This is a genomic window from Desulfitispora alkaliphila (assembly GCF_050433185.1).
GTDB classification, from domain to species: Bacteria; Bacillota; Desulfitisporia; order Desulfitisporales; family Desulfitisporaceae; genus Desulfitispora; species Desulfitispora alkaliphila.
In genome coordinates this window covers 78,020-101,703 of record NZ_JBNPXS010000006.1, presented here as the reverse complement: position 1 = coordinate 101,703, position 23,684 = coordinate 78,020, and the positions used below count along the sequence as shown (strand labels likewise).

The window sequence follows — 23,684 nt, the reverse complement described above, 5'->3', positions numbered from 1 at the left end:
ATGCAATTAACTTAATGAACCGCCAAGTACCGAACGGTATGCTTGGTGGTGTGAGAGGACGGTAGATAAAATAATTATCTACCTCCTACTCGATAGAGAGTTATTTTGTTAAATAACCCTTAAAATCATCTAACTTTTTTTGATTTAAGAATTCACTAAACTCTCTATTCATTCTTTTGTTCATATTCTCTAAGATGCATGTCTTAAAAGCGCATTCCTTTAAATGGGGACAGTCATCATCTACAAGGGGGCCTTCGATTGCCTCATATACATCTAGTAAGGAAATATCTTTAGCCGCTTTTGCAAGGACAAATCCCCCTTTGGGGCCTCGAACTGAGCGAACCAATCCCGCTTTCACTAAACGCTGTAAGGTTTTAGATAAATGTGCTTCCGAAGCACCTGTAGCCTCAGCAATAGTCCTGGCATTGATCCTTTCAGCTTCTCCCTTTGCAGCTATGAATACCATACTGTGTAATGCTATGCTCACCATCTCTGAAATCTTTACGACCCCTGCCATCACAACCATCTCCTGAATTAGCTAAAGTTTAAATTACCGAGTTAATTTTACCACATCTTCTTCTACATTGCTAATCCCAGATATATTAAATTTATCTACTAATACTTTAGCCACATTAGGTGAAAGGAATCCTGGAAGTGTTGGTCCCAAGTGAATATTTTTAACACCTAAAGATAGAAGAGCCAAAAGCACTGCAACTGCCTTTTGTTCATACCAGGCAATGTTATAAGAGATTGGTAATTCATTAACATCCTCTAACTCAAAAGCCTCTTTTAGCTTAAGAGCAATAACAGCTAGGGAATAGGAGTCATTACATTGCCCCGCATCTAACACTCTAGGGATTCCACCAATATCACCTAAGTCCAGCTTATTGTAGCGGTACTTAGCACATCCCGCTGTCAAAATCACTGTATCCTCAGGCAATTCCTGTGCAAAATCAGTATAGTACTGACGGCTCTTCATGCGTCCATCACAGCCTGCCATAACTACAAACTTCTTAATAGCCCCAGACTTCACAGCCTCAATCACCTTATCTGCTACGCTTAGAACCGTACTGTGAGCAAACCCTCCTACAATCTCTCCAGTTTCTAATTCTTCAGGTGCATCGCACTGTTTTGCCTGTGCTATAATTTCACTGAAGTCCTTCTTCCCATCTGAGCCTGCATCAATATGCTTAACACCTGGGTATTTTACAACACTAGTGGTATAAATTCTGTCTTTATAGCTTTCCTTCACAGGGATAATACAATTTGTAGTCATAAGAATAGGCCCGTTGAACTTAGCAAATTCTTCGTTTTGCTTCCACCAAGCGTTCCCGTAGTTACCCACAAAGTGCTCATACTTTTTAAAGGCTGGATAATAGTGCGCAGGTAACATTTCACTGTGTGTATATACGTCTACACCTGTATCCTTGGTTTGCTCTAATAATTGCTCCATATCCTTTAAGTCGTGACCACTTATCAGAATTCCTGGTCTTTGACCTACGCCTATGTTTACCTTAGTAATTTCAGGCGTACCATAGGTAGTTGTATTTGCTTTATCTAGCAAGGCCATAGTTTTGACAGCTATTTCACCGCACTCTAATACTAATCCTGTCAGTTCATCTCCTGAAAGAGAATCGTCTAAAGTGGCTGCTAGTCCCTTTTGCATAAATTCAAAAACCTCTTCATCTCTGTATCCTAGCACATAGGCATGTTTTGCGTAAGCAGCAACACCCTTAATTCCGTATGTAAGCATTTCCCTAAGTGATCGTACGTCTTCATTTTCAGTGACAAGAATACCCACTTGAGCTGCTTTTTCTTCTAGCTCTGACTCTGTCTCTCCTTGCCACAGAGCCGCATCATGCCTAATGTCTGCCACACTTATACTTTCATCTTGAAGTTTCTGCTTCAACTGATCTCTAAGCTCTAAGCCCACTTTAATTTGGGATAATATGCTAGCTCGATCAAAATTAACGTTAGTAATGGTGACAAAAAGACTTTCAGTAATAAATTCATTTGCTTTTGCATCAATAATCCCATTTTCTTTAGCCTTAACAGAGTATAGGGAAATTCCCTTTGTCACATAAACCAAAAGGTCCTGCAGTCGAGCTACGTCATCTGGCTTACCACATACCCCTTTAACAGTACAGCCTGTGCCTTTAGCAGTTTCTTGACATTGAAAACAAAACATACTCATAATTTATACCCCCTTAGTTAGTGTTAACCACATTTTAGTATTGTGGTATCCGAATGTCAATATATTTTACCAAAATATTCCCTTTTGTTTTAATTTATCTAAATAACTTAATTCATATAGCATACTGAGGGATAATAAAAAGAACACTCCCTCAAATTATCGAGAGAATGCTCTTATTTTTTCGTGTCACTTTAATCTATCAATGGAGGTACAAGATCAAAATAAAGAATAATAAAACAAACTATCGCTAGAAAAATCGCTCCTCTAAGCCACATTCTAAAAAGTCTTTTTGCGTCTATTCCTTCAAATATATCAGGCTCTTCTTGCTCCTTCTTCTCCTCTGTCGCATCAGTTTCTAGCTTACCTTTATTTTCGGACATAGTATAGCCCCCATTAAAATTTATTTTCACATATTAATATATCAGACCAAATTCATTATTTCAATATAAATATTTAGAACACAAACTTTTCACATTTTCCTCAGCTTGATTCAAATTGTAATATTCTATTAATATTTAAGTAATATCTGTGTAAGTATTTATTGTTAAAATTACCATATAGGTTAATACGGGCATGTGAAAGGAGTGAAGTTAGTGGAGAAACTAAAACAACAACTTAAAAGCGCCAACAAGTGGTTTCTGGCAACGGTAGCTTTAGCAGCTCTGATAGTTCTGTATGTGGGGACAGGATTTGCCATGAAAGCCACAGATGAAGCTGCATTTTGCGGAAGCTGTCACGTAATGAATGAAGCCGTCCGAACTTATGAACAATCTGTGCATGCTAGCATTTCTTGTAATGACTGTCATGCACCACATGACACCATACCTAAGATGGCCTTCAAAGCAAAAGCTGGTGCAAAGGACATTTATAAAAACACTACAGGAAATGTACCTGATGTAATTCACGCTACAAATGAGACTCGGGATATTGTAAATGATAATTGCCTCAATTGTCATGAAATGACAAACAAAAATGTGGCTATGGACTCCAAAGATTACTGCGTAGACTGTCACAGACATGTTCCCCACTTTAATAAAAATCCGATTGGAGAAAGGAAGGTAGCCGGTGAATAAGTTAAAATTGTTTTTCTCAGTAGCTATTATTTCTGTGTTAATGGCTTTTGTTTTTGTTGGGTGTGGGACTACTCCTGATACTTCAACACCTGTTTACGATACAGGCTTAGATGCAGATGAAGTCCGAAATTCTGAATTTGGCAAGGTTTTTCCCCTCCACTACGCAAGTTATTTAAACAACAATGATGACACCCAGATGACCGAATATGGTGGCTCTGTCCCTCACGACAAGCATGACGGAATAAATCCACTACCCCAGGGCTATAAGTATGCACAACCCTACTTGAAAAACCTATGGTTAGGTTATCCCTTTAGCTACGAGTACAAGCGTGCCCGGGGACACACTTACGCACTAGAAGATATATTTCATATCGACCGCATCGATAATTACAGTGAAAGCGCAGGTCTTCCCTCATCATGTTACAACTGTAAATCCAATAAAGTTCCAGGACTTTTGGAGGACTACGGGGATGAATTTTGGTCACAAGAATTTAATGATTTCAGAGAACTACATGACATAGAGGATCACGCCATCGGCTGTAATCTTTGTCATGATGCAGAAACAATGGAACTAGTAATTACTAGCGAGCCTTTAGATGAAGCCTTGCAACGACTGGATATTGACTGGAGAGAAGCTTCTAAAAATGAAATGCGTTCCTATGTTTGTGCCCAATGCCATGTAGAGTATTACTTCCAGTCAGGAGATGTAGGAGTAGCAGCAAAAGTAACATTCCCATGGGATGAAGGCTTCGGCCCAGAAGACATGTATAAATACAAGAGCGAAGGCTCAGAGGAAAAAGGCTTTGAAGGCGCATTTGCCGACTGGGTTCATCCAGTATCGGACACTCCAATGCTAAAAGTGCAACACCCTGAATTCGAAACTTGGATTGACGGTCCTCATGGTGCCGCAGGCGTATCTTGCGCAGACTGTCATATGCCCTATATCAGAGTAGACGGAAAGAAGAAAATTTCTTCTCATCAGTGGACATCACCACTGAAGACAATTGAGCAATCATGTCGCACTTGTCACGCAGACAAAGACGCTCAGTATTTAAAAGATCGAGTAGTTTATACTCAGGAAAAAACATGGGAACAGCTACTTATTGCTCAAGAAATATCTGTGAAGGCACATGAAGCAATAAGGTTAGCTTCCGAATTCGAAGGCGAAAAGCGAGCTAACTATGACGAACTGATGGAAGAGGCCCGGGAACTGACTCGCAAGGGACAATGGTTCTGGGATTATGTATCTGCGGAAAACAGTGTAGGCTTCCACAACCCGCAAAAAGCATTAGATACATTAGCTAAGTCCCAGCAATTTAGTCAAAAAGCAGTAGATCTTGCTAAAAAAGCAACTAATTATGCTATTGCTCCTGATTTAGAAGGGGATATTAAAGAAATTGTTCCCCCTATCATGGAACACAGCCGCAAGCTACAGCAAAGTAAAGAGCATTTAGAATCTCATAAATGGTTCCAATACTTGCCCCTACTACCAGAGGCAGATCCAATTTGGGATCTTAATGAAAGAATTGACGGAAATTAAAAGCTTCTCCCTTAATAAAAATGACCCGCATAAATGTTGCGGGCCATTTTTTTCTGCAGGAAAACACCCGCTCTGTATATAATATATAACTTAAGAAATACTGGAGGTGTTGTAGCAATGACTGGATTACTTATTAGATGGGGAATTAATGCACTTTCGCTGATTTTAACAGCATATATTATCGAAGGAATAACTGTAGCAGGCTTTGGATCTGCCTTAATAGCTGTGCTAGTTCTGGGAATAGTTAATGCCTTGATAAGGCCACTTGTTTTTCTACTCACATTGCCCATTACTATTTTGACGTTAGGGTTATTTACCTTTGTAATTAACGCTACCATGCTATATATGGTTGGCTCTGCTGTTGTAGGATTTGAAGTATCAGGCTTTGTGCCAGCTATACTAGGTACAATTGTGATGTCTGTTATCAGTACAATTGCTAACGGATTGGTTAAGTAAAGGTTATGTTTAATCTAAAAAGCAATCTGCCGTTAATATATACGGTCAGATTGCTTTTTTATCCATTATCACATTAATCTTTTTTCCTTACATTATCCCACCAGTGCCGTAGCAATCCCTTATTGCTTAATTCCGCATAATATATCTCATTCTCTTCTGGCACTAAGATTACACCTAAGTCTTCACGGTATTTTTTTCTAACTAACTCTCTTTTAAATGTACCTGTAACATTTTCAATGTATTCTATCTCCAAAGCAGTACCACCCCAGTATAATACTTCACTTAGTTCTGCTTTTTGATTTACCGGAAATCCATTAACCGCGAGAATAGTATCTCCTGTCTTCAATCCAGCCCGATCTGCCGGAGAATCGTACGCCTTTTCTAATACCATTACTCCTTGTTTAGGCATCACGTACTTTGGTTCTCCTTTAAACTCTACATCGCGACCAAACTTAATGACTAGTTCATGACCCAAAGGACTAAAGAGAGCCGCAACAACTGCTAGCATAGGGTAGTAGGAAGCTAGTATGGCCAACCCTAACAAAATTAAGCTATAGATTCCCAGATATATAGCTGACTTTTTACTCTTTTCCTTGGGGCTCGACGTAAGCGCTAAGTCCCCATATCCTAGTGCTGCAACTACTGGAAACATTGCATAGGTAAAATTATCCACATTATCAATAGCAGTTGACTTTATTAAAGGCCACCAGTCGGGCATAGCAATGCCATTGGCTGTCTCAGTTATATTCGGTGCAGTCATAATAAAGAGTGCAACTAAAGGTATTGGCCAAAATTTTTGTAAGGTGAACCCTCCCACTATCCTGTCGTCATCTAACTTTGTGTATATGGGTTGAGCACCCAGATGTCCACTTACTGCTATTAAGACACTTTCAACCATATGCAATGTTGCAACTAAACCAATGAGCTGAGGAATCTCCACTTGCGGCCACCCAAAAAGTAAGTAGCTTAAAGAAATAATCCCACCAGCATAGGCAAAGCACAAAAAACGCGGACTTATAAGCATTAAGGCTATAGCCAGCATCCAAATATACTGGATCCCAATGCCTGATAGAGATATCCCTAAAGCTACTATAATAAAGCTACCTATCAAGCCCCCAATAATACCATGGACTGTAGCCACCATCACATGAGGCCAAGCCTTATCGCCTTTTATGCCAAACATGTTCTCTTTCTGGCTGTTAATCCGTTTATACTGCATATACACAACAAAGGCAATCAGCCAAAAAAAGGGCGAAAATATAATAGTCACAAAATTTAACATTATTAAATTGGCCAGCTGCACAACGGTATCCAGTGTCAAGTGAATGCCTACCTTTCTCTATTTAATTTTTTCATTCAAAATCTCTATGGCTTTTTCTAATTGCACATCCTTACCTGCTTCCGGGTCAGCTTCTACTTTATGCTGAGGTTCAATTCCCTTTTTATCTATATCGTGTTTGTCCGGAGTTAGATATTTGGCCGTTGTCAGCTTAACTGCTGTTCCACCATCTAACTCATATACTGTTTGAATCAAACCTTTACCAAAAGTTTTTGTTCCAACTACTGTTCCTGCACCAGAATCCCTAATAGCCCCTGCTACAATTTCTGATGCACTAGCACTTCCTCCATTGACTAATACTACTAGTGGTTTGTCAATTCTACTGCCTGTTGCATCAATTTGTACATTTTCCCTACTACTCACTATGTGGACAATAGGACCTTCAGGAACAAAAAAGTCTGATACTTCAATAGCTGCTTCTAGACTTCCACCAGGATTGTCTCGCAAATCTAAAACTATTCCCTCATAACCTGTTTGCTCTAGTTCTGCTAGAAGGCCAGCCAAGTCCCCTGCCGTAGTATGACTAAACATTATCATATCTATATATGCTATATTAGGGTGATCCTCCATAATTTCCGCTTCTACAGAGGGTATATTAATAATTTCTCTTGTTATAGCTACTTCTAATAACTCTCTCTGCTCAGACCGCTGTATCCCCAAAACTACTTCAGTTCCAGGCTCACCCTTCATATGCTCCACAGCTGTGTCCATATCCATGCTTGAAGTATCCAGGTCCCCAATCCTCACAATTACATCTCCAGGTTCTAACCCTTTTTCATAAGCTGGCGAACCCTTAATTGGAGAGATTACAGTCAATCTATTTCCCTCTTGCATACCTACCCAGATACCTACACCGCCGTAGCTACCGCCCATGTTGGTCTCCAGTTGTTCATATTCCCGAGGATCCATATACACTGAGTAGGGGTCTTCTAGAGATCCCACTATTCCCTTAATCGCCCCTTCAAACATCTGTTCAGAGGTGACTCCTTCCAGGGATTCTGATTTTAATATAGAGATAACTCTGACAGCTCTTCCCATGTGTTCATTAACACTAAACAAGAAGTAGCCAGTCACCACAAATAACAACAACATGGTTGCTATTATTCCTGCTATAAAACCCTTTAATGCTCTTCCATTATCGTTCAAATTTTTCACCTACCAGCTGTAATAAATTTTATGTGGTATATATATGAAGCATCATATATATATACTACTACAATCTAAGCCAGTTTACAATTTTTTGTACCAATCATAACACAATCTTATATTTTCCATCGGTATAAAAATCAAGCTGTGACCGGTGAAGTCACAGCTTGTATAATTATCTCTATGTATTCTAACGCAAGTATGGCCAAGGATTGGTATGAACTCCATTTCTCCTAATTTCAAAGTGTAAATGAGGCCCCGTACTCTGCCCTGTACTCCCCACTTTTCCAATAACTTGACCTCGGTCCACTGTATCTCCTACTCTCACTAGCAAACTAGACTGGTGAGCATATAAGCTAGAGATATTATTCCCATGATCAATCATTATAGTCTTACCATACCCACCTAACCAATCACTATAGATCACAGTTCCGTAGTCTACTGCCACTATATTTACACCTGTAGGCGCTCCAATGTCAATACCAGTGTGCGTTCTCCTGGTTCCGGTTATGGGGTGTATTCTTGGACCGTAGTCAGAAGTAACTCTAGTATATCCAGGTGTAGGCCAGTTGGCAATTCCCGTAATTCCATCCCCTCTACTAGACAATTGCAGTTGCCTAATAGTACTCTCTACCTGCTTAGATGTCCTCTCCAAGTCATCCAAGGCTTCCTCCATAGTAGCTGCGTTTGTCTTAAGGGAAGCAAGCCAGTTTTGTCTTTCCCTGTTCTGAGCGACCATTTGCTGTTCTTTTTTCTCAGTTTCTAGCTTAATTTTTGCAATTCTGGCATGTTGCTCTTCTAGCTCCAGCTTTTTAGCAGCAATCAATTGCCGCTCTGCTTCTATTTCCTCCATTAATGCCATGTCCTGCTCCATCAATCGCTCTAACAAAGCAAACCTAGTTAAGAAGTCGTTAATATTACTGGATTGCAACAGTATTTCTAAATAATTCACTTGACCGTTGATAAAAATCTCTTTGACCCTAGCACTTAACGCATCAGTTCTCTCATCTAAGCGCAGTTCAGCTTCTTCAAGTTCCAACTGGGTTAGTTCTACTTTAGCTTCTGTCTCCTCTAGCTCTCCCGCTAAACTAGCTATTTCTTGTCTAGTCTTCTCTATTTCTTGTTCTAATCTGTAGATATCATTGGCAGTTCGTTGTTGCTGTTGCCTGTTTTGAGTTAACTCCTGCTGTTGTCTGTCAATATCCTGCTGTAGCTGTCGCTGTTCCCTTTGTAATCTCTCAAGTTCATTAGCGGAAACAGGTAGTAATACTGTAGCTATTACTGCAACTCCAACAAAAAATGCAATTATCCAGCGAAACCTTTTGATAACCTTCAACATTTTCACCTCTCACACTATTATTTTATTGTTATACCTTTAAGAATTTACGCAAAGACACTAAGCTTCCAATCGCACCTAAAACCATGCCTGCCACAAGCATACCAACAAACAACATAATCAGATTATCACTATCTCCAATAAAGGGTATAAAAGGCATTGCCGTTTGCAACTGACCGATTAACCCAAAGTAAGCCGCGCTCAATACTGATATTGCCAATACAGAACCTAACAGTCCTAAGAAAGTTCCCTCCAGGATAAAAGGCCACCGAATATACCAGTTAGTTGCCCCTACCAGCTTCATAATTCCAATTTCTTGTCTACGAGCAAACACTGTCAATCTAATTGTCGTGGCTATTAAGAAAACTGCAGCCAAAGACAATAATCCCATAATTATTGCTCCCACAATTCTCACCCATTTTGTAACACTAAACAGTTGATCCACTACTTCTTGCCCATATCTCACTTCATCAACTTCAACCATTCGCTCTACTGCAGTTGCGATCAAAGCCACTTGATGAGGCTCTTCCGTTTTAATCCTATAATAATCGGGAAGGGGATTTTTTCCGTCTAAAGCTCCTACTAAATCATGATCCCGTCCAAACTGCTGTTGTAAATCTTCTAAAGCCTCTTCCTTTGTTACTAACAATACACTTTCAACGCCATTAATATTTTCTAGTCGTTGCCCTATTACTTCAACTTGTTCCTGATCTAACTCCATGTCTAGAAAAGCAGCTATCTCTACATCAGACTCAACTGTATCCGCAATGTAATTAGTATTTAATATAAGTAAAAAAAACATGCCAAATAAAAATAAAGTAATTGTAACGGTGCCTATAGATGCTAAACTCATCCATCCATTTCGCCACAAAGACTTAAAACCTTGAATTAACAAACCAGAGAAGGTTCTAGTTTTCATAACCATACCTCCCCCGCTCTTGATCCCGAACTACCTTGCCTTTCTCTATGGCGATAACTCGCTTTTTCATCATGTCTACTATTTCCTTGGCATGAGTTGCCATCACTACAGTAGTGCCACGTTTGTTGACTTTCACGAGTAAATCCATGATCTCCCAAGAGTTGTCTGGATCGAGATTCCCTGTGGGCTCATCTGCTATTAATAGATCCGGATTATTAACAATAGCTCTGGCCACAGCAACACGCTGCTGTTCTCCACCAGAGAGTTGACCTGGATAGCGATACTCCTTACCCTTTAGGCCTACGGTTTCTAATACTTTAGGAACTCGTCTTTCCACTTCTTCTTTAGAGGATTCCACCACTTCCATGGCAAAGGCCACATTTTCATAAACGGTTCTATCGGATAATAATTTGAAATCCTGAAAAATAACCCCAATGCTTCGCCGTAGTAAAGGAACCTCCTTGTCTTTCATTCTAACTATGCTTTTCCCTTTTATTAAAATCTGACCTCTGTCAGGCTTTTCCTCTCGATAAAGAAGTTTCATAAATGTTGACTTGCCAGCACCACTAGGTCCAACTATAAAGACAAAGTCACCTTTATTAATAGTGAGGCTCACATCGTTAAGAGCCTTCACCCCATTACTGTATACCTTAGTAACATTAAAAAGCTGTATCAAAATTAAGTCACTCCTCATTGTGTTTCAATTATGTATGACTTTTTGACGCAAAAAAAGAAGAAACAACCCATATAAAGAGTTGTTTCGACATAAAAGATTGTTTTCCTTTTAGTTTGTTTTGAAAAAAACTGGTAATTATTTTAAGTCAATTGCTTTTTTTACTGCTTTCACAATTGCTGCAGGAGTTAACTCGTATTTTTCTAGGAGTTCAGCCGGCTTGCCCGACTCTCCAAAAGTATCTTTAATGCCCACCTTAATCACAGGTACTGGACACTCTTCTGTTACAACTTCGCTCACAGCACTACCCATTCCGCCAAGTATATTGTGCTCCTCTGCCGTAACCGCAGCACCGGTTTTCTTAACTTGCTCTATAATACCTTGTCTATCCAAAGGCTTTACAGTGTGTACGTTTACTACGTTAGCTGCAATTCCCTCTGCCTTAAGAGTTTCAGCTGCCTCTAGGGCCATGGCAACCATTATGCCTGTAGCAAAAATAGTTACATCCGCCCCCTCTTGTAGTACGTCAATTTTGTCCCAGTTGAACTTATAATCTTGACTATTTACTGCAGGTACTCCAGATCGACCTAGCCTAATATAGACTGGTCCATCATATTCTACTGCTGCCCTAATCATGGCTGCAGTTTGAGGGGCATCTGCTGGGACCCAGACGCTCATATTAGGGATAGCTCTCATTATAGCTATATCCTCAACAGTCTGGTGTGATCCTCCATCTTCGCCCACTGTAATTCCTGAGTGAGTTGCTGCAATTTTTACGTTTACCTTAGAGTAAGCAATAGAGTTTCTAACCTGCTCGAATGCTCTCCCTGTGGCAAACATGGCAAATGTACTGGCAAATGGTATCTTACCTGCTACAGCAAAGCCAGCAGCAGTAGCCATCATGTTCTGTTCCGCGATGCCCATATCAAAAAAACGTTCTGGATACCTCTTAGCAAACATCACAGTTTTTGTAGACTGTGATAAGTCTGCATCTAAAACCACTATATTTTCATTTTCTGCACCCAGTTCTACTAGTGTCTCTCCATAAGCTTGTCTGGTAGCTACTTTTGTACTCATATCTTAACCCGGTTAATTCACCGGGTATTCACCTCCTCATGTTTTTCTTATGCTAAGTCCTCTAGCGCTCGTTCTAGTTCATCGGGTTTTAATGCTACCCCATGCCATCCTACTTGATTTTCCATAAAGGAAACTCCTTTACCTTTGATAGTCTTAGCTATAACCATAGTGGGTTTTCCCTTTACCTTTTTTGCTTCATTGATGGCATTCTCAATTTGTTCATAGTCATGACCGTCAATTTCAATTACATTCCAGTTAAAGGCACGCCACTTATCCGCTAGTGGGTCCGATGCCATTACCTGATCTACAGGTCCATCAATTTGAAGCCCATTATAGTCTAAAAATGCCACTAAATTATCCAGCTTGTAATGGGCACTAGCCATGCTAGCTTCCCAAATTTGTCCCTCTTGAACCTCTCCATCACCGAGCAGTACGTAAACTCTATTTTCTTTACCATCTAGCTTATTTGCCATAGCTATGCCGTTGGCTACTGAAAGTCCCTGTCCCAGTGAGCCTGTGGACATTTCTACTCCAGGTACTCTTTCCATATCTGGATGCCCCTGTAGCATGCTCCCCAATTTTCTCAATTTGCCCAATTCATCCTTGGGGAAGTATCCCTTGGCAGCTAGCGTTGCATAAAGTACTGGTGCTGCGTGCCCTTTAGACAAGATAAATATATCCCTGTTCTCATCTTTTGGGTTCTTGGGGTCTACGTTCATTTCTTTAAAGTACAAGTACGTCAATATTTCTACTGCGGATAGCGAGCCACCTGGGTGACCAGATCCCGCTTCTGTAATCATATTGACTATGTCTCTCCTAATTTCTTTAGCTTTTTCAACTAAGTTATTCATTTAAAGATTACCTCCTAATTTGTTAATTATGTCCGTCTATTTTCTTAAAACCTTCACCTAGAGCTTCATGCACATTCCCAACAACAACAAATGCGTGAGGGTCTATCTGATGCACTAATTCCTTTAATTGGGATAACTCTGTTCTGCTGACTACTGACATGAGCATATTGCGTTCTTCTCCAGTATAAATACCCTCTCCCTTGAGGACGGTTCCACCTCGGTCTAACTCTTCAACTATTGCTTTAGCTATTTCATCAGTTTTATTGGAAATTATGTAAGCAGCCTTCACATAGCCTACACCCTCCTGAATCAAGTCAATCATTTTTGATGTAGCAAATAGAGATAACAAGGCATAAAGAGCAAGCTCAATGTTAAAAACAATCCCAGCAAAAGCAATAACTAAAAAATCTATAATCAGTAAGCTCTGACCTATGCTTATCTTGAAGCTGCGGCTCATAAGTTGAGCAGCCAAATCAGTCCCACCTGTAGTAGCTCTAGAACGATGAACTATGCCTAGTCCAACCCCCACTAAAATCCCACCATAGAGACTTGCCAGTAAGGGGTCTGTTGTAATCGGTTCTAGTCTTGGATTAAAAAAATCAACGGCAAATGATAAGGCTACTGCTCCATATATTCCTTTAATACCAAAGCTCATCCCCATCCGCCGAAATCCCATTATAAACAATGGTATATTTACTGCTAACATAGTAAGCCCCACAGGAATATTAGCTACATAAAAAATCACAGTAGCAAAACCGCTAACACCACCTGCAGCAATTTTATTTGGGATAAGAAATAATACTAGAGCTAAGGCAGTAACTGCACATCCTAAGGTTAAACCTATATATTCTCCTGCTGTTCTTAATTTCAATCTAATTCACCTGCCTTTATCAGCACCTACTTTATTTTGCCTCAGCATACTATATTTTAGCAGTCAATTTGTTAACTTTCGGGAAAAGTTTTAAAAATCCTCCTATGTTTTCGTGAAATTTGTCGAAAAAAGCAAGCTTTCTTTGCACACACTTATGCCGATGAAAAGTAGAACTTTCCTATGGTATAACAAAAGACGACTATACACTAGTCGTCTTTTGTAAGTAGGCCCCTATAAATTTGTCAATCTGACCATTCATAACTCCTTCAACATTACCATCTTCCACATTAGTGCGATGGTCCTTCACCATACTATAAGGATGAAACACATAGGATCTAATTTGGCTTCCCCATGCTATTTCCTGTTGCTCTCCTCGCAGAGCTTCCAACTCTGCTTCCTGTTCCCTTAGCTTCTTTTCATAAAGTCTGGCCTTTAATATCTTCATTGCTACATTTCGATTATTCATCTGGGAGCGCTCGTTTTGACACTGTACCACTATTCCAGTAGGAAGGTGGGTTATACGAACTGCGGAATCTGTTTTGTTCACATGTTGTCCTCCTGCACCGCCAGCTCTATAAGTATCTATTTTCAGCTCAGATGAATCAATTTCCACATCTTCAGTTTCCTCCACCTCAGGAACCACATCTACTGAAGCAAAAGAAGTATGCCTCCTACCAGAAGAGTCAAAGGGCGATATTCGAACTAAGCGGTGAACACCCCGCTCCGCTTTTAAATACCCATAGGCATTTTTTCCTTTAACTAATAACGTTACGCTCTTGATACCTGCATCATCACCAGGCAACATATCCAAAATGTCAACTTGATATCCCTTTTTTTCACACCAACGGGTATACATCCTTAGCAACATCTCTGCCCAGTCTTGAGATTCTGTTCCTCCCGCTCCAGGATGTAGGGTGAAGATGGCATTATTTCCATCGTGAGGGCCACTGAGCATAATCTCAAGTTCCATGGCCCCCGCACCTTCCCTAAGTTCTTTTAAAGAGTCCTCTGCCTCTGCCAAGAGACTTTTGTCTTCCTCAGCTTCTGCAGCTAGTTCCAACCACTCTTCTAAATCCTGCAACTTGGTTTCTAAGTCTTTATAGTCTCCAACTACTTCTTTTAATCTATTAACCTGTTGCACTATACTCTGGGCCTGCTCCCTATTGTCCCAAAAGTCAGGCTTATTCATTTGCTCTTCCAGTTTATCTATCTCAACTTGTTTATTACCCAAGTCAAAGAGACGCCCTCATTTCACTTAGTCTTTTTTTTAGATCTTCTTTTTCCCTGGTAAAATCCGAAATCATTCTATTTCCTCCCACAGCATTTTTTATACTTTTGACCACTATTACAAGGACATGGGTCGTTTCTTCCCGCTTGCTTCTCAGCCTTTATCGGTTCTTTTGCCTTTTTTTGTCCTTCATCGTATCTATTCTCACTTGTAATACGTGGCTTTTCTTGAGTTTGCTCTACAACCCTGGCTCGATAAGCATAGCGCACAACTTCCTCTTTAATATCAGCCACCATCTCATTAAACATACCAAAGGCTTCATTTTTGTATTCAATAAGTGGATTTCGTTGCCCATAAGCTCTTAAGCCAATCCCCTGACGCAATTGGTCCATGGCATCAATGTGGTCCATCCACTTGGCATCAACTACCTTTAGGGTGATTAACCTTTCTAACTTGCGCAGAGTTTCAGCTCCAATTTCTTCTTCTCTGTCCTGATAGGCTTTAAGAGCTAAATCAATTAGGAAGTTTTCCACTTCAGTCCTATCCTTCTCGTAAAAGTCCTCTGGCTTTAGGTCGTGGTCTGGTAAAAATAATTTTTCTATATAATCCAGTAAATTTTGCAAATCCCAATCCTCAGGATATTGCTCTTCCCCAGCAAATCTATCCACAGTTGCCAGAACCACATCCTTGACCATTTCTTCGATTTGCTCTTTAATATCCTCGCCCCTTAGCACTTCCGACCGCTGCTTGTAGATGATTTCCCGTTGTTGGTTGATTACATCGTCAAATTGCAGTACATGCTTTCTAATTTCAAAGTTTCGAGCCTCTACTTTCTTCTGGGCCGATTCTATCGATTTAGAAATGAGGGGATGGTCTATGGGGGTTTCGTCGTCCATTCCTATTTTATCCATAACACCTGCTATATTTTCAGATCCAAAAAGCCTCATCAAATCATCATCTAGAGATACGTAGAATCTAGATGAACCTGGATCTCCTTGACGTCCAGCTCGACCTCGTAGCTGATTGTCTATTCGCCTACTATCATGGCGTTCGGTACCTATAATGTGCAATCCACCTAAGTCCTTTACTCCCTCACCTAAAACTATATCCGTCCCTCGACCAGCCATGTTTGTAGCAATAGTTACCGCTCCTCGCTGGCCAGCATCAGCAATAATCTCTGCCTCTTGTTCGTGATACTTTGCGTTTAGAACCTGGTGTTTAATGCCTCGTTTCTTTAACATGCTACTAATAAACTCTGACTTGTCAATGCTAATTGTACCCACAAGTACTGGCCTGCCTTGCTGATGATACTCAACAATTTCCTCTATTATAGCATCATATTTGCCCTTTTCTGTTCTGTATACTACATCCGAAAAGTCCTGTCTAACCATAGGCTTATTTGTAGGTATAATTACCACGTCTAAGCCGTAAATCTTCATGAACTCCTCTTCCTCAGTCTTAGCAGTACCTGTCATTCCAGCAAGTTTTTCGTACATGCGGAAGTAGTTTTGGAAAGTAATTGTAGCTAGTGTCTGGGATTCTTTTTCTATCTTAACTCCCTCTTTTGCTTCAATGGCTTGATGTAGTCCCTCGCTAAAACGCCTTCCCACCATAAGTCTACCAGTAAACTCATCTACAATTACAATTTCTCCGTCCTTTATGACGTAATCCTTATCTTTTTTCATCAATACATGGGCTCTTAGCCCCTGGTTTACATGGTGACTCACTTCCATATTGCTATCATCATATAGGTTCTCTAAGCCAAGCATGTTTTCCACTCTACCTACACCTTCTTCAGTAAGTGTAACTACATTGGCCTTCTCATCTACAGTGTAATCTTCCTCAGCCTTGAGCCTAGGGATAATCTTTGCCACTCGATAGTACATCTCAGTGGGCTTATCTGCTTGACCTGAAATTATCAGTGGCGTTCTCGCTTCATCGATTAGAATGCTGTCTACCTCATCCACTATGGCAAAGTTAAGTGGTCTTTGAGTCAAATATTTGGCGTCTAAAGCCATGTTATCCCGCAAGTAATCAAAACCAAATTCATTATTAGTTCCATAAGTTATATCACTTTGGTAAGCCTCACGGCGTTCTTCTGGAGTAATACCGTGAACAATTAGTCCTACTGATAATCCAAGAAAATTATACAGTTGCCCCATCCACTGGCTGTCCCGACTAGCTAGATAGTCGTTTACTGTAATTACATGGACACCTTTACCTGTGAGTGCATTTAAATACACTGGTAGCGTAGCACTTAATGTCTTTCCCTCACCAGTCTTCATCTCAGCAATGCGCCCCTGGTGTAATACCATACCACCTATTAACTGCACATCAAAATGACGCATCTGCAGTACCCGCCGAGAAGCCTCTCGAACTACCGCAAAGGCCTCAGGCAAAATCTGATCTGTGGTCTCTCCATTTGCGATCCGCTGTTTAAACTCGTCAGTTTTTCCCTGTAATTCTTGGTCAGATAACCTTTCCATGTCTGGTTCCATGCTATTTATGATATCCACAGTCTTTTGAAGTTTTTTAATTTCTTTTTCGTTGTTATCAAATAATTTCTGCAAAAACTTAAGCATTACTTAAGCCCCTTTCCCTGATTTTTGCCTTTTTTTATTCTATCACTAGCACTTTCAACTTGCAACTCAAAAGAGCTATAGCATTTTGCTATAGCTCTCTTACTTTATTCTGGTTCTATTAATCCGTAGTTGCCATCTTTTCTGATGTACAATACATTTGCTTGACCTGTTTCTGCATTAGAGAATACGAAAAAGTTGTGTCCAAGCATGTTCATTTGCAGTATAGCCTCTTCAACTGGCATTGGCTTAATGGCAAACTTCTTTGTCCGTACCACACTGGGCTCATCTGCCTCCACTACTTTTTCAATCTCACCGTTTCCGTTAGGTACTAAATCTAGAAGGGACTTTTGCTTAATTTTTTTGGCAAGTTTTGTCTTATGCTTACTAATTTGCTTTTCCAGTTTATCTACTACCATATCTACAGAGGCGTACATATCTGCTGTTTCTTCCTCACCTCTGAGAATAATACCCTCTAGAGGAATAGTTACTTCTACTCGATGTCGATCCTTTTCCACAGACAATGTTACCTGTGCTTCACTTACATTTTCAAAGTACTTATCGAGCTTGCCAATGCGTTTCTCCACATGGTCCTTAATAGCTGGTGTAAGTTCAATGTTTTTCCCTCTGATAATAATGTTCATTTAGCATCAGCTCCCTTTGTACGAATCTACAGAGAAGTATTTCCTCTGTAGTTATATTATTCCCTAAGGATTGTGAAAAATCCTGCATATTTTTTATTTTTTGTTTTTATTTAACAGAGAAAAGCTAAATATACTTTCCTAGGGTGCAAAAAAGCACCTCCCCGACTAACCGGAGAGGTGCCTTTGCTAATGCTAATTCTATAAAAACCCTGTGGTTTTATAATCTATAGTTTAACAACATTAGCTGCTTGTGGTCCTCTTGCACCTTCAACAATTTCAAACTCAACGTCTTGACCCTCTGCTAGAGTCTTGAAGCCTTCCTCTTGAATAGCTGAAAAGTGTACAAATACGTCGTCTCCGTCTTCTCTCTCAATGAATCCAAAACCTTTTTCTTGATTAAACCATTTTACTTTTCCTTGCATCTCTTACATTCCTCCTAAAAAAAAAAAATAAGTAATCGCGGATTATACCGCGTATAAAAATTTTATCATAAGAATTTGGAACTGTCAAGATTGTCCATATTACAATATCTTTGAGAGGAATGCTTGTGTTCTAGGGTTTTCTGGGTTTTCAAAAATATCTTTTGGTGCCTTTTCCTCAACGATTCGACCATCATCCATAAACAAAACCCTATCTCCAACTTCCCGAGCAAAGCCCATCTCATGAGTCACAACCACCATAGTCATACCCTCTTTAGCTAAATCCTTCATTACTGCTAACACTTCTCCCACCATTTCCGGATCTAGAGCAGATGTAGGTTCATCAAATAGCATTATCTTAGGCTCCATAGCCAGTGCTCTGGCAATAGCCACCCGCTGCTGTTGCCCTCCTGACAGCTTATCAGGATATACATCCGCTTTCTCGCTTACTCCCACCTTCTTAAGTAGCTCTCGGGCTTTTTTCTCAGCTTCTTCTTGAGATAATCCTTTTACCTTTCGAGGAGATAGTGTTATATTTTCTAGAGCAGTCATATGGGGAAACAGGTTAAATCGTTGAAATACCATCCCCACATCTTCTCTAATTTTATTAATGTTTGTCTTCTTGTCCATTATATTGGAGCCATCGATTATAATTTCGCCCGCTGTTGCCTCTTCTAACATATTAATACAGCGCAAAAAGGTACTCTTCCCAGATCCACTGGGTCCTATAACCACAACTACTTCCTTTTCTTTAATGGTAGTGGATACGTCCTTTAGTACTTCTAACTTGCCGAAGTTTTTATAGAGGTTATTAACCTTTATCACTTTTTCCGTACCTCCTCTCTAAATACGCCACCAATTGTGCTATAGTCATTGTCATGATTAAATACATAAAGGCAATGGCAAAATAGGTTTCAACAGGTCGATAAGTTCTACCTGCCATAACCCTTCCTGCCATCATTAAGTCTTGTACAGCAATAACTGCCACTAGAGAAGAATCCTTCAACATGGCTATATACTCATTCCCAAGAGGAGGTATACTACGCTTAAAAGCTTGGGGAAGCACTACATAACGCATTGCCTGAGGGTAAGTCATCCCTAAGGAACGGGCTGCTTCCATTTGTCCGCGCTCAATTGATTGAATTCCTCCGCGAAAAATCTCAGCTATATATGCACCGCTATTTAAGCTAAGAGCTACAACTCCAGAATAAAATGCATTCCACCTTATTTGATCACCAATAATTCCACTAACAATTTCAGGGCCAGCAAAGTGTACAATAAATATTTGTACTAATAATGGCGTTCCCCGCAAAAAGTCCACATAAGCTTTTCCAATCCAATTAGCTAATTTGAAATTAGATATTCTCATCAAGCTTATAACTAACCCGATGATTGTTCCTGCACCTACTGCAATTGTTGTCAATAGGATCGTCATTTGGACCCCTGTTAGCAAAAAGGGCATCCAATCTACTATTAAATCCCAACGAAAATCTGCAAACATTGTTTTTTTGCCACCCTTCTAATGCAGAATAAATGCGCAACACTCGAGGTATCGCGCATTTATATTTTCCATTTTTCTATGTTACCTTAATCCAAAATAATTGCTAACTGCCAGGTCTCCTGTAGTTCCGTTCTGAACCCCAACCACTTTGCCTCTCAAACCTTCTAGGCTGTTGATTTCTGAGTCTTCAGGCACAGCAATATACTGAGTTGACTCAAAGTACGGGTCTGAAAAGGTCACTGCTTGCTTTCTCTCTTCAGTAATGGTCATAGCTGAAATTACAATATCCACTGTACCACCTGTTAATGAAGGGATAATTCCGTCCCAAGCAGTGTTTACAAGAACTACTTCAAATCCCATTTCTGCTGCAATTGCCTTTATTATATCTGGGTCAAAACCTTCTATTTTTCCAGTATCTTCATTTACATACTCAAATGGTGCATAAGCAGCATCCATTGCAGCTTTAAATGTCATACCAAGCTCATTATCACTCTCTGGAATATCAACTTCCTTACCATCACCAAAATACTTATTGTGAATAGCATCGTACATGCCGTTTTCTTTTATTATTGCAAGCCCTTCGTTAACTAGTTGATGTATTTCTGAATCGTCTTGTCTCATAGCAATACCGAAAAACTCACTGTCAAAGTCATCATCTGAAACTGCTTTGATGTTTGTATCTGGGTTATTAGCAATATACTCTAAGATTACTGGTGAATCTGCTACTACCGCATCTACTCCCCCGCTAACCAGTTCCGTTAACGCCACTGGTGCAGTCTCATATCTTCTAACTTCCACTTCATCACTTGAACCACATCCCACTGCCGTCATCATCAGAATAGCTATTAATGAAATGGCCAATACAACTTTTACTTTTTTCATTTGCTTCCCCTCCACCATGTAATTTTACATTTAACTTTAATAAGTATACAAGAAACCGTATATTAAATCAATACTTTCCCAAAGCAATATTGGTTTCTTAATCTTGTTTATAATTATACATGTAAACGAATAAGTATGCAACATGGTTAGGGCAAGCTTTTCACAGTTTTGGCTTTTATATAACTTAAATTCTCTCTTTTTCTCCAACTTACTCCTTATTTCTAAAAGCTTATTGACAAAATTTTTAGGCTTGTTCAAGGAAAATCAGTGGTTTTTCCCCACTTGTGGACATGTAGCCTGTGGATAATGTGGATAACTCTGTTGATAACCTATTTTATAGCCTTTTTATTGTGGATTGTATTTTATATAACTTTTGAGACCTGAATTAATATCTACAAACACTTAGTACCTTTTTCCTAAGTATTATTATACACATAGTATGAATGGGTCTTGTTTATTTTTTCTTATCAATAAACCTTGCCACAGGCTGCTTTTTATAAGGGTTTTGCTGATAACCCTTGTAAGCTCTTTTTCCATTTTGAATGTTTTGCAATTCCCCTTTTATTTTACCCATTTTTTCACTCATTAATTGTTGGTTCAACTTATCCATTTCATTAATTTCCGCTAACAGAGGGCCTAATTTTGCTATGGCTTCACTAAACTCTCCTAGTTCACCTATAGGCATAACCTGCTTCAAGTTAGTTAAGTTTACCTCCGTTATCCCAAGCTCCTTGGCTAACTTTCCCTTAACATTATTTAATGCCTTGTTTTTTTCTTCTATAGCTTCTATTAATTTTTGTCGCTTTTCCAATAATGCGGTAAGTTTTTCAATATCATTGTCTTGAAGACTTTCTTGCTTACAGATTTCTAGCTGTACCTGGGTTAGCTTCTTCATTTCTGTGTATCCGGGAATTAAGTCCCTGTAACCTTTACTTATGACCTGAACCATCTTAAATCTATTGTTTTCACTCACAATATTCACCCCTTATACATTTATTCATGTGTTTATTCATATTTAAATTACATTGATATAAACCCAGATAAACATAATTGACCACAATACCAATGCCACAATTGGAATTCTTGTCCTCTTTAATAATTCTTTTGGTTCTGATTCAAAGTAATCATTAGTAACAACCAGACACAAGTGTAACGGCGATACCATGTACCCTACTAAACTAATTACATATATTAGGGATAGATAGGGTAACATCACTTGCTCTGATAACATGGGCATGAACACCGCAAAAGTTGCCCCTACCGCTGCAATGTTAGATCCAGTAGAAAAACCTGTTATAAAGGAAATTGCTAACACTAAAGGGAATAAGGGCATTCCTAAATCTGTCATCATCTGGGCTAAAACTGTCACAGCACCCACTTCCCGCACCGTATGTTGAAACACCATAATTGCTACAATGGCAAAAGCTAGTTTCAAGTTTACACCCGGTAAGACAGATTTCTTGATTTTTTCCATAACACCAGATACTTGATTTCGCCTATCTGTTATTAATGTTAGTGTAATTCCCACTATCAATGCTACCACAAAACTAATACCTAGAGGTAGTGCCATAATTAAAACCACACCTAGAGGTAAAATACTCATCCCCAATTCCCTGACAGCTGTAGGGTCTTCTTTTTCCACAGTGATATATTTTTCTCTATCACCCTTGGGGAAAAATACCCACCAGGCTACCACCACTCCAATCAAAATAGCTGGAGTCTGTATGATTATGAAATCCCACACCGATATCCCCGAAATGCTCTCCGCCAAGATTAAGCTTGGATATAAAGGGAATACCAAATACCAGATATGTCTAAAAAACAGGTTCAAAGCTGCTTTATCATTGTTTCCCAAACTTGCTTTATCCCCAACTTTATCAATCAAAGGTGCTGATAAGGCAGCACCTCCGGGAACTGGCAGCAATCCCATTAAGCTTGGTATCAGCATTAAGCTCCAGCGAGTATCCCTAACCAATTTTGTCATAGCCGTAACCATATCCTCTAGATGACCCATATCTTTCATGGTCCGGCCAAAGACGCTTATTAAGACAATAATTGCTGTTAACCTAAGGGTCATTGGGTCAGAAAGTGACATCCATAGTAATCCCCATATTTCCATGGGACCCCAGCCACTGAGTACTGTCATGGCTAAAGCCCCTAACATCAGTGCTAAACCCAAATTTTTCTTTCTATTAGCTATAGTTAAAACTATTGCAAAGCTTACTATTGTGGCTATTAACTCCATCTCATACTCCACCTCTTTTTAAGCTGTTATGAATACAATATTTTACAAGAGATGCTGCTACTTGTCCAAACTCTGTTGCTGTACCGGCAAAATCCACTCTCGGGCCTGTACCTGTAGTAGCTATAACTATTGCATCACTGGTAGTTCCACTAGCGGGGTTTCCTGTTTCCACATCTTTAACTCCCAGTTCTAGTAGTACCAGGGTTTTTGCTTCAGTCATTGTTATAACTGAATTAACCAAAGCTCCATCACTCAGGCTAGCGTTTGTCAGCACTATAATATTGATAGTACCTGGCTTTTCTTCATAAAAGTTTCTTTTCCCCGCCTCAGCTGCATTTGTCACTCCTGCAGTAGCAAACACTTTAACCCAAAATTCCTTTCTGTTTTCTTGAGCCCAGACCACATCCTTCATCTTTACAGCAGTGAGAAGACCACAGCTGTTCTCAGGATCTAAATTCAGCTCAACACACGCCTGCCTTAAGTCCTTCACCGGCTCATTTGAACTATAATCCTTATGAACCTGTTTATTGATTATACCCGTCACTTTTAGAAGTCCTTGTCCTAATACTCCTGAGCTAATAGCCCTTAAGGGGTTCTTGCTTTTAATCCACAGAGCATTTTTATCTACTCCCCATTCTATCTCCAAAGCATTTCAACTCCTCTACCAGCTATATAAAACCCCTGAAATTATGCTTCAGGGGTCATTCTAAC

The 23,684-nt window shown here is 39.7% G+C and carries 24 protein-coding genes; 3 read left to right on the top strand and 21 right to left on the bottom strand.

All coding sequences use genetic code 11. The features are described from left to right. Window positions 1–100: 100 nt before the first annotated feature. From GGQ84_RS03965 to GGQ84_RS03955, 3 genes are all read right to left on the bottom strand, one after another. Window positions 101–517 carry an RrF2 family transcriptional regulator gene (locus GGQ84_RS03965; RefSeq protein WP_429159447.1) on the bottom strand — a complete coding sequence of 139 codons (417 nt, stop codon included), beginning with the start codon at window positions 515–517 and terminating at the stop codon, window positions 101–103. Between the two features lie 33 nt (window positions 518–550). Continuing rightward, entirely contained in the window at window positions 551–2,194 is a 1,644-nt protein-coding gene (gene hcp / locus GGQ84_RS03960; protein WP_429159444.1) for a hydroxylamine reductase, read from the bottom strand. Window positions 2,195–2,385: 191 nt separating this feature from the next. Then, window positions 2,386–2,574, bottom strand: coding sequence for a hypothetical protein (locus GGQ84_RS03955; RefSeq protein ID WP_429159441.1), 189 nt, complete (start codon window positions 2,572–2,574; stop codon window positions 2,386–2,388). Between the two features lie 213 nt (window positions 2,575–2,787). Between GGQ84_RS03955 and GGQ84_RS03950 the strand changes: the two genes are divergently transcribed. The 3 genes from GGQ84_RS03950 (at window position 2,788) to GGQ84_RS03940 (ending at window position 5,263) form a co-directional block, all read left to right on the top strand. Further along, window positions 2,788–3,267, top strand: coding sequence for a cytochrome c3 family protein (locus GGQ84_RS03950; protein WP_429159438.1), 480 nt, complete (start codon window positions 2,788–2,790; stop codon window positions 3,265–3,267). Window positions 3,268–3,307: 40 nt separating this feature from the next. Next, window positions 3,308–4,807, top strand: a complete 1,500-nt coding sequence (locus GGQ84_RS03945) for an ammonia-forming cytochrome c nitrite reductase subunit c552 (RefSeq protein WP_429159464.1) — start codon at window positions 3,308–3,310, stop codon at window positions 4,805–4,807. A 117-nt stretch (window positions 4,808–4,924) separates the two neighbouring features. After that, window positions 4,925–5,263: a phage holin family protein gene (locus GGQ84_RS03940; RefSeq protein ID WP_429159435.1), complete on the top strand. Its 339-nt coding sequence runs from the start codon at window positions 4,925–4,927 to the stop codon at window positions 5,261–5,263. A gap of 73 nt (window positions 5,264–5,336) precedes the next feature. On the opposite strand, the gene GGQ84_RS03935 is transcribed toward GGQ84_RS03940, so the two are convergent. From GGQ84_RS03935 to GGQ84_RS03850, 18 genes are all read right to left on the bottom strand, one after another. Further along, window positions 5,337–6,584, bottom strand: coding sequence for a PDZ domain-containing protein (locus GGQ84_RS03935; protein WP_429159432.1), 1,248 nt, complete (start codon window positions 6,582–6,584; stop codon window positions 5,337–5,339). An 18-nt stretch (window positions 6,585–6,602) separates the two neighbouring features. After that, the gene (locus GGQ84_RS03930) at window positions 6,603–7,748 is read right to left on the bottom strand and encodes a S41 family peptidase (RefSeq protein ID WP_429159429.1); all 1,146 of its coding nucleotides are present in this window, start codon (window positions 7,746–7,748) and stop codon (window positions 6,603–6,605) included. 190 nt (window positions 7,749–7,938) lie between these two features. Then, the gene (locus GGQ84_RS03925; RefSeq protein ID WP_429159427.1) at window positions 7,939–9,087 is read right to left on the bottom strand and encodes a murein hydrolase activator EnvC family protein; all 1,149 of its coding nucleotides are present in this window, start codon (window positions 9,085–9,087) and stop codon (window positions 7,939–7,941) included. A gap of 28 nt (window positions 9,088–9,115) precedes the next feature. Further along, entirely contained in the window at window positions 9,116–10,003 is an 888-nt protein-coding gene (ftsX, locus tag GGQ84_RS03920) for a permease-like cell division protein FtsX (RefSeq protein ID WP_429159424.1), read from the bottom strand. Continuing rightward, entirely contained in the window at window positions 9,993–10,679 is a 687-nt protein-coding gene (gene ftsE, locus GGQ84_RS03915; protein ID WP_429159421.1) for a cell division ATP-binding protein FtsE, read from the bottom strand. The genes ftsX and ftsE overlap by 11 nt, the downstream gene beginning before the upstream one ends. Window positions 10,680–10,814: 135 nt before the next feature. After that, entirely contained in the window at window positions 10,815–11,753 is a 939-nt protein-coding gene (locus GGQ84_RS03910) for a transketolase family protein (protein WP_429159418.1), read from the bottom strand. Between the two features lie 47 nt (window positions 11,754–11,800). Further along, window positions 11,801–12,604, bottom strand: coding sequence for a transketolase (locus GGQ84_RS03905; RefSeq protein WP_429159416.1), 804 nt, complete (start codon window positions 12,602–12,604; stop codon window positions 11,801–11,803). A 22-nt stretch (window positions 12,605–12,626) separates the two neighbouring features. Next, window positions 12,627–13,475 (bottom strand): YitT family protein, encoded by an 849-nt coding sequence (locus GGQ84_RS03900; protein ID WP_429159413.1) that lies wholly within the window; start codon window positions 13,473–13,475, stop codon window positions 12,627–12,629. Window positions 13,476–13,674: 199 nt separating this feature from the next. Further along, window positions 13,675–14,779 (bottom strand): peptide chain release factor 2 gene (gene prfB, locus GGQ84_RS03895; protein ID WP_429159411.1). Its coding sequence is split into 2 segments (ribosomal slippage): window positions 13,675–14,709 and window positions 14,711–14,779, totalling 1,104 coding nucleotides; the frame shifts between segments, so codons are not numbered across the junction. 1 nt (window position 14,780) lies between these two features. Beyond that, window positions 14,781–17,285, bottom strand: coding sequence for a preprotein translocase subunit SecA (gene secA / locus GGQ84_RS03890; RefSeq protein WP_429159409.1), 2,505 nt, complete (start codon window positions 17,283–17,285; stop codon window positions 14,781–14,783). A 104-nt stretch (window positions 17,286–17,389) separates the two neighbouring features. Next, on the bottom strand, window positions 17,390–17,926 hold the full coding sequence (gene hpf / locus GGQ84_RS03885; RefSeq protein WP_429159406.1) for a ribosome hibernation-promoting factor, HPF/YfiA family: 537 nt from the start codon (window positions 17,924–17,926) through the stop codon (window positions 17,390–17,392). Between the two features lie 224 nt (window positions 17,927–18,150). Further along, the gene (locus tag GGQ84_RS03880; protein ID WP_429159403.1) at window positions 18,151–18,348 is read right to left on the bottom strand and encodes a cold shock domain-containing protein; all 198 of its coding nucleotides are present in this window, start codon (window positions 18,346–18,348) and stop codon (window positions 18,151–18,153) included. A 99-nt stretch (window positions 18,349–18,447) separates the two neighbouring features. Continuing rightward, on the bottom strand, window positions 18,448–19,170 hold the full coding sequence (locus GGQ84_RS03875; RefSeq protein ID WP_429159400.1) for an amino acid ABC transporter ATP-binding protein: 723 nt from the start codon (window positions 19,168–19,170) through the stop codon (window positions 18,448–18,450). Further along, window positions 19,157–19,846 (bottom strand): amino acid ABC transporter permease, encoded by a 690-nt coding sequence (locus GGQ84_RS03870; RefSeq protein ID WP_429159397.1) that lies wholly within the window; start codon window positions 19,844–19,846, stop codon window positions 19,157–19,159. Before GGQ84_RS03870 ends, GGQ84_RS03875 begins: the two co-directional genes overlap by 14 nt. A gap of 81 nt (window positions 19,847–19,927) precedes the next feature. Continuing rightward, window positions 19,928–20,728: a transporter substrate-binding domain-containing protein gene (locus tag GGQ84_RS03865; RefSeq protein ID WP_429159394.1), complete on the bottom strand. Its 801-nt coding sequence runs from the start codon at window positions 20,726–20,728 to the stop codon at window positions 19,928–19,930. A gap of 454 nt (window positions 20,729–21,182) precedes the next feature. Next, window positions 21,183–21,701, bottom strand: a complete 519-nt coding sequence (flgN, locus tag GGQ84_RS03860; RefSeq protein WP_429159392.1) for a flagellar export chaperone FlgN — start codon at window positions 21,699–21,701, stop codon at window positions 21,183–21,185. Window positions 21,702–21,743: 42 nt separating this feature from the next. Next, window positions 21,744–22,973, bottom strand: coding sequence for a DUF401 family protein (locus tag GGQ84_RS03855; protein WP_429159390.1), 1,230 nt, complete (start codon window positions 22,971–22,973; stop codon window positions 21,744–21,746). Between the two features lies 1 nt (window position 22,974). Beyond that, the gene (locus tag GGQ84_RS03850) at window positions 22,975–23,619 is read right to left on the bottom strand and encodes an adenosylcobinamide amidohydrolase (RefSeq protein WP_429159387.1); all 645 of its coding nucleotides are present in this window, start codon (window positions 23,617–23,619) and stop codon (window positions 22,975–22,977) included. Between the last annotated feature and the right edge of the window lie 65 nt (window positions 23,620–23,684).